The 16690-nt window shown below is 51.8% G+C and carries 13 protein-coding genes; all 13 read left to right on the forward strand.

What is annotated here, in order from left to right; all coding sequences use genetic code 11:
• Window positions 1–156 precede the first annotated feature (156 nt).
• The 13 genes from cysN (at window position 157) to JF545_RS15930 (ending at window position 16667) form a co-directional block, all read left to right on the forward strand.
• The gene (cysN, locus tag JF545_RS15870; RefSeq protein WP_206943685.1) at window positions 157–2070 is read left to right on the forward strand and encodes a sulfate adenylyltransferase subunit CysN; all 1914 of its coding nucleotides are present in this window, start codon (window positions 157–159) and stop codon (window positions 2068–2070) included.
• Window positions 2071–2422: 352 nt separating this feature from the next.
• Window positions 2423–2707 (forward strand): DVU3141 family protein, encoded by a 285-nt coding sequence (locus JF545_RS20230; RefSeq protein WP_222484087.1) that lies wholly within the window; start codon window positions 2423–2425, stop codon window positions 2705–2707.
• A gap of 164 nt (window positions 2708–2871) precedes the next feature.
• Complete coding sequence (locus JF545_RS15880; protein WP_242520915.1) at window positions 2872–4515, forward strand: polysaccharide biosynthesis/export family protein; 1644 nt, start codon at window positions 2872–2874, stop codon at window positions 4513–4515.
• 31 nt (window positions 4516–4546) lie between these two features.
• Window positions 4547–5344, forward strand: a complete 798-nt coding sequence (locus JF545_RS15885; protein WP_206943691.1) for an ABC transporter permease — start codon at window positions 4547–4549, stop codon at window positions 5342–5344.
• A gap of 10 nt (window positions 5345–5354) precedes the next feature.
• The gene (locus JF545_RS15890) at window positions 5355–6329 is read left to right on the forward strand and encodes an ABC transporter ATP-binding protein (RefSeq protein ID WP_206943693.1); all 975 of its coding nucleotides are present in this window, start codon (window positions 5355–5357) and stop codon (window positions 6327–6329) included.
• 55 nt (window positions 6330–6384) lie between these two features.
• On the forward strand, window positions 6385–7467 hold the full coding sequence (locus JF545_RS15895; protein WP_206943695.1) for a chain-length determining protein: 1083 nt from the start codon (window positions 6385–6387) through the stop codon (window positions 7465–7467).
• Window positions 7468–7691: 224 nt separating this feature from the next.
• Entirely contained in the window at window positions 7692–8759 is a 1068-nt protein-coding gene (gene rfbB / locus JF545_RS15900) for a dTDP-glucose 4,6-dehydratase (protein WP_206943697.1), read from the forward strand.
• On the forward strand, window positions 8756–9637 hold the full coding sequence (gene rfbD, locus JF545_RS15905; RefSeq protein ID WP_206943699.1) for a dTDP-4-dehydrorhamnose reductase: 882 nt from the start codon (window positions 8756–8758) through the stop codon (window positions 9635–9637). The genes rfbB and rfbD overlap by 4 nt, the downstream gene beginning before the upstream one ends.
• Window positions 9638–10099: 462 nt before the next feature.
• Window positions 10100–10987 carry a glucose-1-phosphate thymidylyltransferase RfbA gene (rfbA, locus tag JF545_RS15910; protein ID WP_206943700.1) on the forward strand — a complete coding sequence of 296 codons (888 nt, stop codon included), beginning with the start codon at window positions 10100–10102 and terminating at the stop codon, window positions 10985–10987.
• 31 nt (window positions 10988–11018) lie between these two features.
• Window positions 11019–11561, forward strand: coding sequence for a dTDP-4-dehydrorhamnose 3,5-epimerase (rfbC, locus tag JF545_RS15915; protein WP_206943701.1), 543 nt, complete (start codon window positions 11019–11021; stop codon window positions 11559–11561).
• A 23-nt stretch (window positions 11562–11584) separates the two neighbouring features.
• Window positions 11585–14488 (forward strand): glycosyltransferase, encoded by a 2904-nt coding sequence (locus tag JF545_RS20160; protein ID WP_206943702.1) that lies wholly within the window; start codon window positions 11585–11587, stop codon window positions 14486–14488.
• 57 nt (window positions 14489–14545) lie between these two features.
• Window positions 14546–15475, forward strand: a complete 930-nt coding sequence (locus JF545_RS15925) for a hypothetical protein (RefSeq protein ID WP_206943703.1) — start codon at window positions 14546–14548, stop codon at window positions 15473–15475.
• A 1-nt stretch (window position 15476) separates the two neighbouring features.
• On the forward strand, window positions 15477–16667 hold the full coding sequence (locus JF545_RS15930) for a glycosyltransferase family 2 protein (RefSeq protein WP_206943704.1): 1191 nt from the start codon (window positions 15477–15479) through the stop codon (window positions 16665–16667).
• Window positions 16668–16690 lie beyond the last annotated feature (23 nt).

The raw sequence follows: 16690 nt of genomic DNA on the forward strand, positions 1-16690 counted from the left end.
GCCGCTCTAGGTTGCAAGCATCGAGATGACGGCACCTCGACACCTGAGCGCGGTGCTCAACCCGTGGATGTTGGCTCTGTCTGGGCAGCGTTGCTGCCGCGTTTACCCGTCGGCCGTTTTCCATGGCGGCATTCTCTCTTTCAACAGGAATTCTGCATGTCCCACCAGTCCGAGCTGATTGCCAGCGATATCGAGCGCTATCTTCACGAGCATGAAAACAAGGACCTCCTGCGGTTTATCACCTGCGGTAGCGTGGACGATGGCAAGTCAACCCTGATCGGCCGCCTGCTGCATGACTCGAAGATGATCTATGAGGATCAGTTGGCGGCCATCACTCAGGCCTCTCGGACGAGTGGGACGACGGGGGATGAGGTCGACCTTGCGCTGCTTGTCGATGGACTGCAGTCCGAGCGAGAGCAAGGGATTACCATTGATGTGGCATACCGGTTTTTCTCCACCGACCGGCGCAAGTTCATCATTGCTGATACGCCTGGGCACGAGCAGTACACCCGCAACATGGCGACTGGGGCGTCGACGGCAAGTCTTGCCATTATCCTGATAGATGCGCGACATGGTGTGCAGACCCAGACGCGGCGCCATAGCTTCATCTGTGACCTGCTAGGTATTCAACATCTTGTGGTAGCGATCAACAAGATGGATCTGGTGGGCTACGACCAGCGGCGCTATCAAGAGATCGTTGAACAATATCAGTCAGTTGTCGATCGCGTCAGCGCTCGGGATATCCGCTTTATGCCGATTTCAGCGCTCAAGGGTGACAATGTGGTAGAGCCAAGTAGCGAGATGCCCTGGTACGACGGGCCGAGCCTACTGGAGCTGCTGGAAACGGTGGAATTGCAGCATGACCAGAATCTACGTGACCTGCGCTTGCCCGTGCAGTTCGTCAGTCGTCCTAACCTGGACTTTCGCGGTTATGCCGGCACGCTGACGTCCGGGATCTTGACGGCGGGTGCCACGATCAGGGTCCTGCCCCGAGGCACCACGAGCCAGGTGAAGCGAATCGTTACCATGGATGGGGATCTCGAGGCTGCGTTTCCGGGGCAGGCCATCATGGTCACTCTGGCTGGCGACATCGATGTTTCGCGAGGAGACTGGATCGTAGCTGCCGATGACCCTGTGACGCTATGCGATGGTTTCGAAGCCGATATCGTCTGGATGCATGAAGCGCCGTTGGAGCCCGGCAAGCTCTACGACATCAAGCTGGCTACGCGGGACCTGGCCGGGAAGGTAGTGGCCATTGATTACCTGGTCGATGTCAACACCTTGGAGCAAAGACATGGTGTACAGCTCGATCTCAATGCCATTGCGCGCTGCCGCCTGGAGCTGACAGCCGAGGTGCCAGTAGATGACTACCGCCGCTACCCGGGCACCGGGTGTTTCATACTGATTGATCGGCTCACCAACCTGACCGTTGGTGCAGGCATGATTCATAGCCCTGTGGATAGCGAACTGCCATATGAGTTTCGCAATCATGACAGCAAAGCCAGCGTGGTCTGGAATCGCACCACGGTCACCAAGGCCATGCGTGAGCGAACCAATGGGCATGCTGGCCGATGTGTCTGGTTCACCGGTCTATCTGGCTCCGGCAAGTCAACATTGGCGAATGCTCTGGAAGTCGAACTGAATCGACGTGGTTATCACACCATGATTCTCGATGGAGACAATATCCGTCACGGGCTGTGCAAAGATCTCGGGATGAATGAGAGAGATAGAGCAGAGAATATTCGGAGGGTCGGTGAAGTAGCACGTCTCTTCGCAGAAGCCGGCGTCATAGTGATAACGGCTTTTATTTCACCTTTTCGCGCAGACAGAGAAGCCGCTAGAGCCCTGTTCGATCAGGATGGTTTTGTAGAAGTGTTCGTGGATACTCCCCTGGATGTGTGTGAGAAAAGAGACCCTAAGGGACTGTATCAAAAGGCAAGAGAGGGAAAGATTGCCGATTTCACGGGCATCAACAGCCCCTACGAAGCACCCGTCGATGCCGAAATCGTTGTGGATACTGAGAAGATGAGCGAGAAGGACATTATTGCGAAGTTGCTGAAATATATGTAAGCGTCTACCTAACGCCATTTGGCGAGACAATCTCAGTGTTTTTGTCACGGTGATGTCGGGGTTATACATTTCTGTTAAACACGCTTTCCTGCTTGTGCAGATATGCCACAGAAAGCGAGATTATCGCGAGCTCAGAAGCATGGCCGGACAATGCAGGGGACGAAAGGTAGATGCGATGGATGCTAAAAGGATGATAGTAGGGCTGGGGGCAGGAAGAGCAATAAGTGCTGCCAGCAGGGCAGTGTTCCAGCGCAGTCAGATACGACTGTCTGCACTAGCACTGCTGTTGCTTTGGACCCTGGGGGGATGTACTCATTCGCCTATGGCACCGACCCGTGATGACGCCAGCATTATGGCTACGCCGACTGGGCGGTCTTTAGATGCATCGCTGGCACGGTTTCTGACAGACGCTAGTGCGGGTAGCGTCACGGTCTTGCCGAGCAGCCCCTGGGGAGCCAATGCCGAGGTACAGGCAGATGCCCCCTACTTTGCTGCGAGTCGGCGAATCTGCCGTCATCTCACGATACGACGCGCCAACGCAGAGCGAATGGTGGCGGTGGCCTGCCGGGGTGAGCAAGGTAACTGGACCAGTGATCGATTGGTGACAGCGCTGTTTAACGGAGCGGAGACCTGGTGATGGCGTACATGGACGGTACGAATGGGGGAAGCGAGCTGGGTGGACGAGCTGGAACAGTTGAAGCAGACCGCAAAGGGGGGAGCTGTCGAACCGAGGTAGGCCTGCGGGCACACATCATGTCTCTTATCATGTTGGTGTGGCTTATTTTGCTTCCGGTTGCCGCCATGGCACAGAGCCTGGTGCTGCCGGATGACATTCTGCCAGGCGCTCAACGGCAGGAAGGTGTTGAGGCGATCGACGACCGGCCACGCACAAACTGGCATAACGATCACTATGGTCCCGTGGCTTCTTCGTCTATCTCCAGTACAACACCTAGCGTTGACCTGTTGCCGCCCTTTGGCGATAACCTTTTCGCAGGAGGATTCCGTGGCACTATGGCGGACGGCTTGAATCGCGACTACCGGATCAAGCCCGGTGACCAGGTGACATTGAGGGCATGGGGAGCGGTAGAGTTTGATCGCGTGATACCTGTGGATGCGCAGGGAAATATCTTTCTGCCCTCGATAGGGCCGCTTGCGGTGCAAGGCTTGAGTCATGGTGAGCTGGATGCCAGGGTGCGGGCTGCCATTCAGAACATCTATCCCGACAATGTGCAGGTCTACACCAATCTTCAAGGTGTCCAGCCCGTGGGCGTCTATGTGACCGGCTACGTTCATAGCCCGGGTCGCTACGCAGGCACACCATCAGACTCGATTCTGTACTTTCTTGATCAGGCCGGCGGCATCGACAACGCTCTTGGCAGTTATCGTCGGGTCAAGCTGATGCGCCAAGGCCAACACTTAGCCAGCTTCGATCTTTATCGTTTTCTCCTGGACGGCAGTATTGCTCGGCCCCAGCTCCGCGATGGCGACACTATCGTGGTTGAGGAGCGTGGGCCCTCGATTGCGGTAACGGGAGACGTGGAGCGTGCCTATCGCTACGAGCTGTTGACGAACCAGTTGAGTGGCAGTGAGCTGGTCACCTTGGCACGTCTGAAAAGTGGGGTATCGCATGCACTGCTCAGGGGACAGAGAGCGACCGGCCCGATGGCGACGTATCTGACACTGGCGGAATTTGTGGGCCGCCAGATCAGGCCCGGCGATGAGGTCATCTTCAGCGCTGATCATCAGGAAGACACCATTGTGGTGACGTTGGAAGGGAGCTTTATGGGGCCGTCTCGATTTGCTCTCCCTATCGACGCTCGCTTGGGTGAGTTGCTGGATGCGGTCGCCGTCCAGCGAAACCTGTCTGCTAGCGGCAATGTCTCGATTCGCCGAGAGAGTGTCGCTCTCCAGCAGAAGCAGGCATTGGAAGATAGCCTGCGTCGTCTGGAAACTACCTATCTCGGAGCATCATCCGCTACTGACGAGGAAGCGCAGATACGGGTTCGTGAAGCTGAGTTGATTCAGACCTTCGTAGCTCGTGCCCGTCAGCTGGAGCCTAGTGGGCGGCTCGTGGTGGCCAGCGATCAAGGGGTTGCGGACATCAGGTTGCAGGATGGTGATGTGGTAACCCTGCCCGAGGCGTCTGACTCGGTGCTGATCAGCGGTGAAGTCGTCGTTCCCCAGGCGATGGTCTTTCAGACGGGAGCTGGGCTTGATCACTATCTTGAGGCTGCAGGCGGGCTGACGCAGAGGGGGGATGACGACCATATTCTGGTGGTGAGGCAGAACGGCGCTGTGCGAAATGCGGATGATGTCGCGCTCCAGCCTGGAGATGAAATTCTCGTGATGCCCAAGGTACCGACCAAGAATCTCCAGCTGGCGACAAGCCTGACGCAGATTCTCTACCAGATTGCCGTGGCTACCAAGGTAGCGGTCGATCTGTAGAGTGGCAGCGGATTTGGAGGAGAGTACCGGCATGAGTCGTGCGGCAACGCGTCATCCCTGGGTGGTGACCCGCAGTGTGTGGTATGCGCTTTTCCTGCGGGAGGCGACAGCCCGCACCATGACCGACCGTATGGGCTGGTTCTGGATGGTGGCGGAACCGGTTCTCTTCACGCTGATCATGGTAGGTATCCGAAGCTTTATTCATGCGGATAGTCTGCTAATAGGCGCGCCCTTCCTGCCGTGGATGGTGGTCGGCCTGATGGGGTTCTTCCTTGTGCGAGAGGGTATGACCAGAGGTATGGGAGCCATCAGGGCGAGTCAGGCACTGTTTGCCTATCGCCAAGTCGTGCCTAGTGATCCTGTGATGGTGCGAGTTGCCCTGGAGGGGCTATTACGGTCTTTTATCTTTCTTATCTTTATCGTGGGCGGCCTACTTCTCAAGGAAGAAGCTATGGCCCCAGACGATGCGCTGATCGCACTGTCCTGGTGGCTGTCGCTGTGGCTACTGGGACTGGCATTAGGGCTGGTCGTATCTGTATTAGCCACTCTGGTAGCTGAAGTGGCGATTGTCCTGAAGATGGTGATGATGCCACTTATGATATTGTCGGGCGTGATCTTTCCAATTCAGGTAGCCCCCCACTGGGCACAGAAATATCTGCTACTGAATCCTGTGGTGCACGGGCTTGAATTCCTAAGAGAGGGATTTTTCTCGTCATACGGAAAGGTGCCGGGTAGCAGTAGTGTGTACTTCTGGTTGGTGACGCTGGCCTTAATGTCTCTTGGCTTGATATTGCATCTTCGCTTCAAGCATCAATTAGTGGCGCAATGACCAAGACGCCATGATAGAGATAGAGCACCTTTACAAACGATATCACCATCACTTGGTCAGGGACTGGGTGTTGAAGGACATCCACCTGACGATCCCGACCGGGGTCAGCGTGGGTGTATTGGGAGGGAATGGCGCGGGCAAGTCCACACTGCTTCGACTGATCGCGGGAATGGATACGGCAGAACGGGGTTGCATACGGCGTCACGTCCGGGTGTCCTGGCCGATGGGACTTGCGAGTGGGTTCCAGGCGAGCCTGACTGGCCGTCAGAACGTCAAGTTCGTGGCGCGCATTCATGGCGGGCGCAGGGATGTCAGTGATGTCATTCAGAAGGTTGCAGAATTTGCCGAGATTGGCGAAGCCTTTGATGAACCGATTCGAACCTACTCTAGTGGCATGCGCTCTCGACTCAATTTTGGCCTTTCACTCGCATTCGACTTCGATGTTTATCTATCGGATGAAGCGACGTCCGTCGGAGACCGGGCCTTCAGAGCCAAGGCCACTCAAGCCTTCAAGGAACGAGTAGGACGCTCAAGCCTGATCATGGTGTCTCACAGTGAGGGCATATTGCGAGAACTCTGCCAGGCTGGGATCTATTTGAAGGAAGGCCAGGCCTTCTGGTTTGATGATATTAATGATGCTATCACAGTATATCATCATGACAGCGATCAGAAGTCAGTAGCACGTCAGCCATCGCCTCCTAGTGAGACACCGCCCCGTTCACTGCAGCCTACAGCGGGGCTTGACCGTATGGCACTTGAAGATCTGAGAAAGTTACTGCGCAAGCGACGTCATACGATGATGCGTTGGCAGGATCGTCTGGACGAGCTGGAAGAAACTGCTGCTTCCGGTAACGTTAAGAGCGATGAAAAGTTGCAGGAAAGCCTGATTCTTCGACGCAATGTCGCAAGGGATCGTCTGCACGAAATTCGTCGAGCAATTCAGGCAAGGGATCCGGCACATCAAGATCATGGAACATCATCATGATGACAGGCCCTGGGGGTGATCTTCTCTGGGGTATCGCTACCAAGGAAGAAACAAGATGCTGAGATGGCTTATAGGGCGACCTCACTGGTTGTTGGCCTTTTTTTCGATCGTTATCATGTCGTACTATTGGCTGATCTGGGCCGAAGATCGCTATGTTTCAGAAGCCGTTGTGGTGCTGGAAAGCCCTCAGATCGCGCCTCAAACGTTTAGTTTGTCGAGTCTTCTTTCAGGTGGGAATGTCGACAGTGATATGTTGCTTTTGAGAGAGTATCTGCTCTCTGTCGACATGCTGAAATTAGCGGACAGACAGTTAGATTTGCGTTCCCACTACAGTAAACATGGAGATTTTCCAGCAAGGTTATGGAACGCGGATGCACCGATAGAAGATATGCACGAGTACTATTTAAAGCGTGTGCGGGTGTCACTCGATGACTATGCAGGTGTTCTAAAGATTGAAGTACAGGCGTTTACTCCTGAGTTTGCTCAGCGGCTAACGTCTCTTCTGCTTGAGGCCGGCGAGTCTCATATGAACGCCATCGGACAACGTCTTGCCGAAGAGCAGGTGCGCTTTCTTGAGGTGCAGGTTGAGCGTCTTTCTCAGCGACTTGATCAGAGTCGGGAAGATCTACTCGATTATCAGAATACACATGGACTGGTATCGCCGACATCGACGGTCGATAGCCTTAATCAGGTTGTAGCAAGTTTGGAAGGCGAATTGGCCAGAATGCAGGCACGACGGAGTGCATTGGCTAGCTTTTCCAGCCAACGCTCAGCAGACATGGTCAGAGTCGAGAGTGAAATAACAGCGCTACGGCAACAGATCGATCAGGAGCAGGAACGGCTTGCCAAGGCAACAGGAGACTCCCTCAACCGGTTATCATCTGAATATCAGCGGCTTGAGTTGCGCGCTAGATTTGCACAGGAAACCTACTCTAGCGCACTGACGGCTCTGGAGGGGACTCGTATAGAGGCTGCTCGAAAGTTGAAGCAAGTGAGTGTGCTACAGAGTCCTCTTCTGCCAGAATACGCCACCCGGCCAGAACGACTTTATAATCTTTCGATCTTTACCATAGTTGCAATATTCATTGCCTTTATTGCTAGTATGCTGTGGATGATTATTCAGGATCATAGGGACTAATGCTAAGCCAGGAGTGGCCGCGACCATTGGTCACACGCATTCTGTCCTGATGCGAACACCTCTAACATCTATAGAGCGATAAGCGAATGATAGCTTGTCGCCCATCACGCCTGGTCAGCGTTATTCGCGCGACTACTAACTTCTCTCGACTAGCAGTGGTCATCCCGAAGGGATGCTGTCCACGGAGCCAGGCCGACCACTTACACGACTACCAGGGGCGCTATATGACCAAGACCTTTCTTGTTACCGGAGGGGCTGGCTTTATCGGTTCGGCCGTTGTCAGAGAGTTGATTGCCAATACCTCTTATCGCGTCATCAATGTCGACAAGTTGACGTATGCCGGGAACTTGGCCTCTGTCGCTTCAGTGGCGTATGACGCTCGCTATACCTTCGAGCGAGCTGACATTTGTGATAACGACGCCATGGCAAGAATTTTTGAGCAATATCAGCCTGATGTAGTCATGCACCTGGCTGCAGAGAGTCATGTCGACAGGTCCATTGATGGGCCGCGGGAGTTCATCCAGACCAACGTAGTGGGGACGCTGACATTGCTTGAGGCAGCACGTGCGTATTGGGAGCGCACCAAGCAAATAGCGGAAGGCAAGGCCAGGGCGTTTCGTTTTCACCATATCTCCACGGATGAGGTATACGGAGACCTGGACGATGATGGTAGCCTTTTTACTGAAGAGACTCCCTATGCTCCCAGCTCCCCCTACTCGGCCAGTAAAGCAGGGTCAGATCATCTGGTTCGAGCATGGCTTCGCACCTATGGGCTTCCCTGCATTATCACTAACTGCTCCAACAACTATGGTCCTTACCATTTCCCTGAGAAACTGATTCCGCTGATGATTCTCAAGGCGCTAAAGGGAAGCCCCCTGCCGGTTTACGGTGACGGAGGGCAGGTGAGGGACTGGTTATATGTGGAAGACCACGCCCGTGCTTTGGTGCAGGTGGCGACTGAGGGAGTGGTGGGTGACACCTACAATATTGGTGGTCATAACGAAAAAACCAATCTGGAAGTGGTGCACATGCTCTGCGACCTTTTGATGGAGATGGCGCCGTCAACACATCACTATCGGGACCTTATTACCTACGTGAATGATCGTCCAGGGCATGACCGGCGCTATGCCATCGATGCCTCCTATATACAGCAGACGCTTGGCTGGGCACCACGCGAGACCTTCGAATCAGGCTTGCGCAAGACCGTCTCCTGGTATCTTGCCAATGAGCGATGGTGGAAGGCAGTCCAGGATGGAAGTTACCGCGCCGAGCGGCTGGGTGTATTGTCATGAGCGTAGTGTTGCTGGGCGTGTCTGGTCAGGTAGGGCATGAGTTGCTCAAGGCTCTGGCGATTCATGCTGACGTGCAGGCACCCTCCCGATCCGAACTAGACCTCGCCGATATAGATCAGGTGCGCGCCTATCTATCCCATTATCATCCTCAGTGGGTGATAAACGCCGCGGCTTACACCGCAGTGGATAAGTCAGAGACCGAGACCGAGCTCGCCTTTCGGCTCAACGCTGGGTTACCAGAGTGTCTGGCCAAATACTGTGCCGAGCGAGACATATTACTGACGCATTACTCTAGCGACTATGTGTATCCAGGCGGTGGAGAGCATTGCTGGAAGGAAGATAGCCTGACAGGACCATTGTCCTATTACGGGAAGTCCAAATTGGCGGGCGACGAGGCGGTGCTGGCCAGTGGCTGTAGGAGCCAGATATTCCGCACCAGCTGGGTATACAGCGCCAGGGGCAATAACTTCATGAAGACCATGCTGAGACTTGGTCGTGAGCGTGAGTCGTTATCTGTGGTCGATGACCAGGTAGGCTCACCGACGCCCGCCCGCTTGATTGCGGACATGACGGTATGGGCTTGGCAGCGCTATCTGGATGACCAGGAACTGACAGGGGTTTTTCACTTGGCCCCAAGAGGAGAGGTGTCATGGCACGGTTTTGCCCGCGAGATCTTTCGTCTAGCGAGAGAGGCGAATATCCCGCTCGCGATAGACGAGGCGGCACTGGCGCCTCTTTCGACAAGCGAATATCCCACTGCGGCGACGCGCCCTTCGAACTCCCGTCTTTGTCTTAGCCTTATTGAGAAAACGTTCGGTGTAAAAATGCCACACTGGAAGGATCAGCTGGCGCTAACGCTGACAGATTACCTGAAATAAGAAAGCGTTCGAAGTTAATGCTGTTGGCGTTTTGGAAGGGAGCGTATCTTCGCGGCTCTGAGTATAGCTTTCCCTAACGCTCATTCTCAATTTGCCTGATTCATTCCAGACTCTATCATTCCGACCTTCCGTCGGCTGAAAGATGTGTTTTTTTACAACAATACTCCGAGACTGGATCCTTTATATGGTCGATATCGCTCGATGAGCTAGAGGGTCGGTTAAACGATTGCAAAAATTGCAAATTAATTAACTGGTCCGTAAGTTGTTTAGAAAGGCCGCTTTATGTGTGTCTAACTTCATGTCGAAGTATAGTGTACTGCTTTCTTTGATATGTAATTTAGTCTCTCCCTCCGTCGCGCTTCTACCGTGTCCCGTATGTCGTCGACAACTCACTGAATATGATAGTCAACCCGCTTATAAAAATAGCGTGCCCAGTGGTCAGTATCCCCAGAGGTCTTCACCATGAATCGTAAGGGTATTATCCTTGCCGGAGGTTCCGGCACACGTCTACATCCCATCACCCACGGCGTGTCGAAGCAGCTGCTTCCGGTCTACGATAAGCCAATGATTTACTATCCGCTATCCGTTCTGATGTTGGCGGGAATACGTGACATTCTTGTAATTTCCACGCCTGAGGATCTACCCGTATACCGTCAGCTATTGGGGAACGGTGAAAAATTCGGTGTTTCCCTTAACTATGCCATTCAGCCGAAACCCGAGGGGCTTGCCCAGGCGTTCATCATTGGCGAGGACTTTATCGGCAGTGATCCGGTCTGTTTAGTTTTGGGCGATAACATTTTTCACGGGCAACATTTCTCAGAGCAGCTGCTGAGGGCGTCGGATCAATGCCGTGGAGCTACTGTCTTTGGATATTTCGTTAAGGATCCCGAGAGATTTGGTGTCGTCGAGTTCGATCAAAACGGCCGTGCCATATCGATCGAGGAAAAACCGACACGTCCGAAGTCATCCTATGCAGTGACCGGTCTCTATTTTTACGACAATGATGTTGTGGATATTGCTAGAAGTGTGAAGCCTTCCGCCAGGGGAGAGCTGGAAATCACCTGTATCAATAATGAATATCTAGACCGTGGCCTACTTCACGTAGAACGCCTGGGAAGGGGCTTTGCGTGGCTCGACACCGGGACACATGACAGCCTTCTCGAGGCTGCTCAATACGTACAGACAGTAGAGCATCGCCAGGGACTAAAGATTGCGTGCCTGGAAGAAATTGCCTGGACTCAGGGATGGATTAGCGACGAATTTCTCTTATACCAGGCCGCAGGGTTAGCGAAAACGGGCTATGGAGTTTATTTAAAACAATTGGTGTCGTCCAAGGCAGTCGGGCTCTGACAGGCCGAGCATAGAGGAAAGGAATGGGTCGATGAACGCAGAGAATCTGGCAATACCCGATGTCATGCTAATGACCCCTCAGGTGTTTGGAGACGAGAGGGGATTCTTTATGGAGACATTTCGACAAGAGCGCTTTAATGAGCACTGTGGCGAGCAGATGTTTGTGCAGGATAATCATAGCCGGTCAGAGCAATACATCCTGAGGGGACTGCATTATCAGCTTAAACAACCACAAGGTAAGCTGGTGCGCGTCATCCGCGGTGAGGTGTTTGATGTGGCAGTCGATATGCGACGTAAGAGTGATACCTATGGGAAGTGGGTGGGCGCCTTTCTTAACGAGGATAACCGGAAAATGCTGTGGGTTCCTCCGGGCTTTGCTCATGGCTTTTATGTTACCAGTGATCAAGCAGAGTTTGTCTACAAATGCACCGATTACTATGCCCCAGGTGATGAAGTGTCGATTCGCTGGGATGACAAGACCCTAGCGATAGACTGGCCTTTGGGTGACGGTACTCCGCGTGTGTCTGAAAAGGACGCCAGGGGCTTGGCATTTATCGACGCCCCCGGCTACTAGATGATAGATAGGGAGTGGAAGTAGTGGATGATGAATCAGGGCAGGGGCAGGCCACCCCACAGTATAAAGACCTGACGAACCTGGCGCTGTCAGCACGATTACGGCGCATGCAGACTTCATTCAGCTGGCGCGCGACCAAGCCACTTCGCGATCTAGGTGGAATGTATCAGAAGTACGTCAGAAAGAGTAGTCGTGTTGATCTATTGCCTATACATGAGCTCCAACTCATTACAAAAAATAATAAAGTTGTATGGGTTTCTGTGGGAGAAGATCCACAGTTCCTGCTGACCCCACTAAACCCGGCTGTTCTAGGTCAAGGGGGCTGGTTTAATTTGGAGTATGATTTTTCGGCACGATTTCCCGTGGAGCAGTGCCTTTATTTGGACTACGGCGACGGCTTTCAACCTGACGTAGTGTGGACCCGCAACATCGTCAAGCAAGGCCGACAACGCCTGACACTATATATACCAAAAGGGTTACAAGGTCTTCGCCTAGATCCCATGACTCGGCCGGGTGAGTTTCGACTAGAGAATCCAGTACTAAGACGTGTTGATCCTCCTCAGCTGGACTGTCCGTGGTCAGGCATCGAGGGATTTCTCAAATGTTGTGAGGGCTGTGCGGTTACATTGGTAGAGGCTCAGCAGCTTGAGCGCTGTATGGAGGGAGAGTTTCATTGGCAATCTCATGGCACAGATCCCGCATTTACCGTACAACGTCGTAGTCATGACCCGCTCACTGAGGGATGGTGTCGAATAGAGTTCACTATTGCGGGGGAATATGAATACGAAGTCGCTAAAGTCTACATCGACTATGGCCAAGGCTTTACAGAAGAGGAATCCTTTCCGATACCATTTCAATCTGGGACCACAAATAGCAGGATTCTACGGCTGACCGGCGATGTTGTGAATGTCCGTTTCGATCCATGGGAGCGTGAAGGGAAATTTCGCCTTGAGCGACTGTGTTTCGACAATATCACTGAGGAAGAGGCGCAGCAAGAGATTGCGTCAAGGCTTTCAAGTAAAAGGCTAGAGTATTCAGGTTTAAGTACATCCGATATTTGGGCAGGTTCCATGAATGCGGATGCTTTCGATGGGTATGGCGGTGCAATTTTACATGGATGTGATGAGGACCAGGAGTCACAGCTCCAGGCAGACGAAAGTCATGATATTGTCGTAGAGCGGTTGTTATCAGATTATGCTGAGACGTTTGTCGATCGAGAGGCCGAGCTTTCGTATCGCAAGTGGATTTATGAGGTTGAGGCTGCATCACTTCCAAGTGATGAGAGTGTAAAGAGCTTTGTATCTGGTCAGGAAAATCCGATAGTAGTTTCTATACTGGTGCCAGTTTACAATACTGATGAGAAGCTGCTATCCAGATGTATTGAATCAGTTATCGCACAGTCTTATCCGTATTGGGAGTTATGCCTTGTTGATGATGCATCACCTTCTTCACACGTCGCAAGAGTTCTCAAGTTTTACAATGAACGGGACAAGCGTATAAAGATACTTCTCCGGCAGGAGAATGGGCATATCTCCAGGACGACGAACGACGCACTTTCCCTTGCCACTGGGGAGTTTGTGGCGTTGCTGGATCATGATGATGAGCTTGCAAGAGATGCATTGTACTTTGTGGCCCGTGAATTACATGAGAACACTGATGCACTCATTGTTTACAGTGACGAAGACAAGATTGACTCTGCGGGAGTACGCTATGATCCCCACTTTAAGCCTGACTGGAATGTAGATCTTCTCTATTCGCAGAACTATATATCACATCTTGGTGTATATCGTCGTGAGTTACTGGAGAGGATTGGGGGATTCCGTACAGGAGTTGAAGGCTCTCAGGACTACGATCTTGTGTTGCGATGTTTGCCGCATACTTCCCCTCATCAAATTCTTCATATCCCTAGAGTCTTGTATCACTGGAGAGCTATTGAAGGCTCAACGGCTTTATCGCAGGGAGGAAAAGACTATACGACCTCCGCCGGTGTAAAAGCTCTCAAGGATTATTTTGCTGAGCTGGATGGTCTTGGTGCTACGATAGAGCAAGGGATGGTAGCAAATACTTACCGCGTGTGTTGGCCTATTCCTCATCCCGCGCCGCTAGTCAGCCTTCTGATACCCACACGGGATAAGGTAGAGGTTACCGAGTTAGCGGTGCGAAGCATCCTAGATAAGACTCTATACACTCACTACGAAATTATCATCCTTGATAATGGTAGTGTTGAGCCCGCGACACACACTTTCTTCGAAGAGATTCAACGAGAAGATTCACGCGTCAGCGTCGTGCGTTACGACCATCCCTTCAACTACTCGGCTATTAATAACTTTGGTGTTACCTTGGCGAAAGGTAGTATTGTGGGTCTTATAAATAATGATGTCGAAGTTATTTCGCCGGAGTGGTTGGGGGAAATGGTATCTCACGTAAGCCGATCAGATGTCGGTTGTGTAGGCGCCAAGTTGTATTATAGTAATGATACTATCCAGCACGCAGGGGTTGTCGTTGGTATCGGCGGTGTTGCGGGTCACTCGCATAAGTATTTTCCCAAAGAGTCCGGCGGCTACTTCAGCCGGCTCAAGATTGTCCACTCCGTTACGGCGGTGACGGCTGCTTGTTTGCTAGTAAGAAAGGAGATATATGAAGAAGTCGGTGGATTAAATGAAAACGAACTGAAGGTGGCGTTTAATGATGTCGACTTCTGTTTGAAAGTCCATGACGCAGGATATAGGAATATCTGGACACCTTATGCTGAGCTTTATCACCATGAGTCTATTAGCCGTGGTGCTGAGGATAATCCCGAAAAGATCGCTAGGTTCAATACCGAAATCGATTATATGAAGAACGCCTGGGGTCATATCATCGATCATGATCCCAACTATAACCCCTGTCTCACCAAAGTTCGCGAGGATTTCTCCATCGGTGGATGATAATACCAGTCTTAATATTGTGTGCTTGTCGACCTAATAACAGAGCGTGGAGAGATGATGGCCAAGAATGATGCCTTGATCAACAAGGGAATAGTCATAGTCGGAGAACCGGATTCTAGCAAGGTATCTCCTATTGTTGTAATCGGTACAGCACGCGGTGGAACATCAATGGTAGCGGGTGTGTTGTCCAGGCTCGGTGTGTACATGGGAGACCGTGCCAATCATCCGGTCTATGAGGACGTACGGCTGTCAGAAGCCTTTGAAAAGAAGCAGATTGCCAGATTTAAGCATATTGTCGAAGAGTATTCGATGAAACATACTCACTGGGGTTGGAAGCGACCTTCTACCATTGATCATCTATCAGAAGTCAATAGTCTGCTTTCTCCTAGTGCTCGATATATCTTTATTTATAAAGATATTCTCTCGATTGCTCAGCGGAATTCTATCTCTATGCTCGATGAAGTCACCCATGGGATGGAGCGAGCGTTAAAACAGTATCACAATACACTCACGCTGCTAGGTAGTGATTCCATCCATGCTATGCTGGTTTCTTACGATAAAGCAACTGCTTATCCCGAAGTCTTTCTCTCCATGCTTGAGAATTTTTGTTCGATTCAACCTACTCGCGAGCAGCGCGATGCTGCGCTTTCTTTCATCGATCCTGAGCCCGAGGACTATATCGAAGCAACCAGAATTACCAAGTCCGAGGGTAGGCTGATTGCCTTTGACGGGCAGCAGGTCAGTGGCTGGGCTCATTATGTACACAAGAGGCAGCATGCTGAAGTAGAAATTTTTATTGGCGAACGTTCGGTAGGTGTCGTTACTGCCAATGAGTCTGTTCGCGGCGGTGAAGGTCCTGATAATTTAGCATGTGGTTTCTCCTTCACCATACCCAAGAATGAGAAGATTTTGCCTGGTGATTGCGTCAGGGCTAGGGTAGTGAATGATGTTGTTGACCTGGTAAACTCGCCTATGAGGATGAGTTAGCATGGAGAAATTCTGTTTAGCGGGTATCGTGAAGGACGAGGCCGATTACATCATTGAATGGATAGCCTGGCATCAGTTAGCCGGGTTCAATAATATTATTTTGGCTGATAATTCTTCCACCGACGGTACAAGGTCGCTACTTGAGGCTCTTGAGACGATAGGTGTCGTCCGTGTTATATATCAACCTAGTGTTGCTGGCAATACCCAAGTACACGCCTATAATAAGGCGCTGGAGATCGCATTAGGTAGATATGAGTACGTGATGTTTCTTGATGCGGACGAATTCTTAGTCCACGAAAGCCAGAGGCATGGAGAAGAGCGGAGATTGCTCGAGGAGCTGGTTGCATCTGGCGATGTTGGTAGTATAAGTGTTAATTGGCGCTGTTTCGGTTCCGGTGGCCATGAAAGTAAGTCTCCAGAACCTGTTCTGAAACGTTTTACTCACTGCTCAGACAGTCCAGACTTTGCAGCAGATCGGCATGTAAAGAGCATGATTAAGGTCAATCATGTTCAGCAGGCAGGTATTCATACATCTTTGCTTATATCTGACCTCAGATATATTGATTGCGCTGGTGAGGATGTGTTGGATTTTTCGGATCGTCCTGATATTGGGGGAAAGCCTGATCCTCGAAGTGGTAAGACCGATTCTATTAGGCAGGGTCCGTTGCGGGTGCACCATTATGTGGTTAAGAGCAAGGAAGAGTACTTGCTTAAATGTCAGCGTGGGACTGCAACAAGGGCTGGAACTCCTTCTCGTGGAGATAAGTACTTTAACTATCATGATGTTAATGGGGCAAAGTTTCTATTTGAACCGGGGAAATTGAGCCGCCTTGAACGTGAAATGTCTGCTTTCAAGCAGCGGCTTAACAACGAGACGCCATTTGGTCGCTCCTTGACAGGCACAGTGGGAGTATCAAACGCCAAGAGTGTGATCGGTTGGATCACTGATGACACAGGGTATGCGAAAGATCTTTTTGTGAACATATTTGTCAATGGCGCGCATGTGGCACGTGTTTCGGCTGACATGTTTCGTCCTGATCTACTACAGTCGGGTAAATCTGCTGACGGCTACTGCGGCTTTCGCTGGACCCATCCCTGCTTACTTGGGTGTGGAGATCGGGTTACCGTCGAACCTCATGCCAACATGTCGAAGCTGGCAGGCTGTAGTGACGTAGTTATTGGCGATGACTGAATATTTTATAAGGACGGTCAATA

Origin of the sequence: Halomonas litopenaei, from assembly GCF_017303055.1 — a bacterium.
GTDB lineage: Bacteria > Pseudomonadota > Gammaproteobacteria > Pseudomonadales > Halomonadaceae > Halomonas > Halomonas litopenaei_A.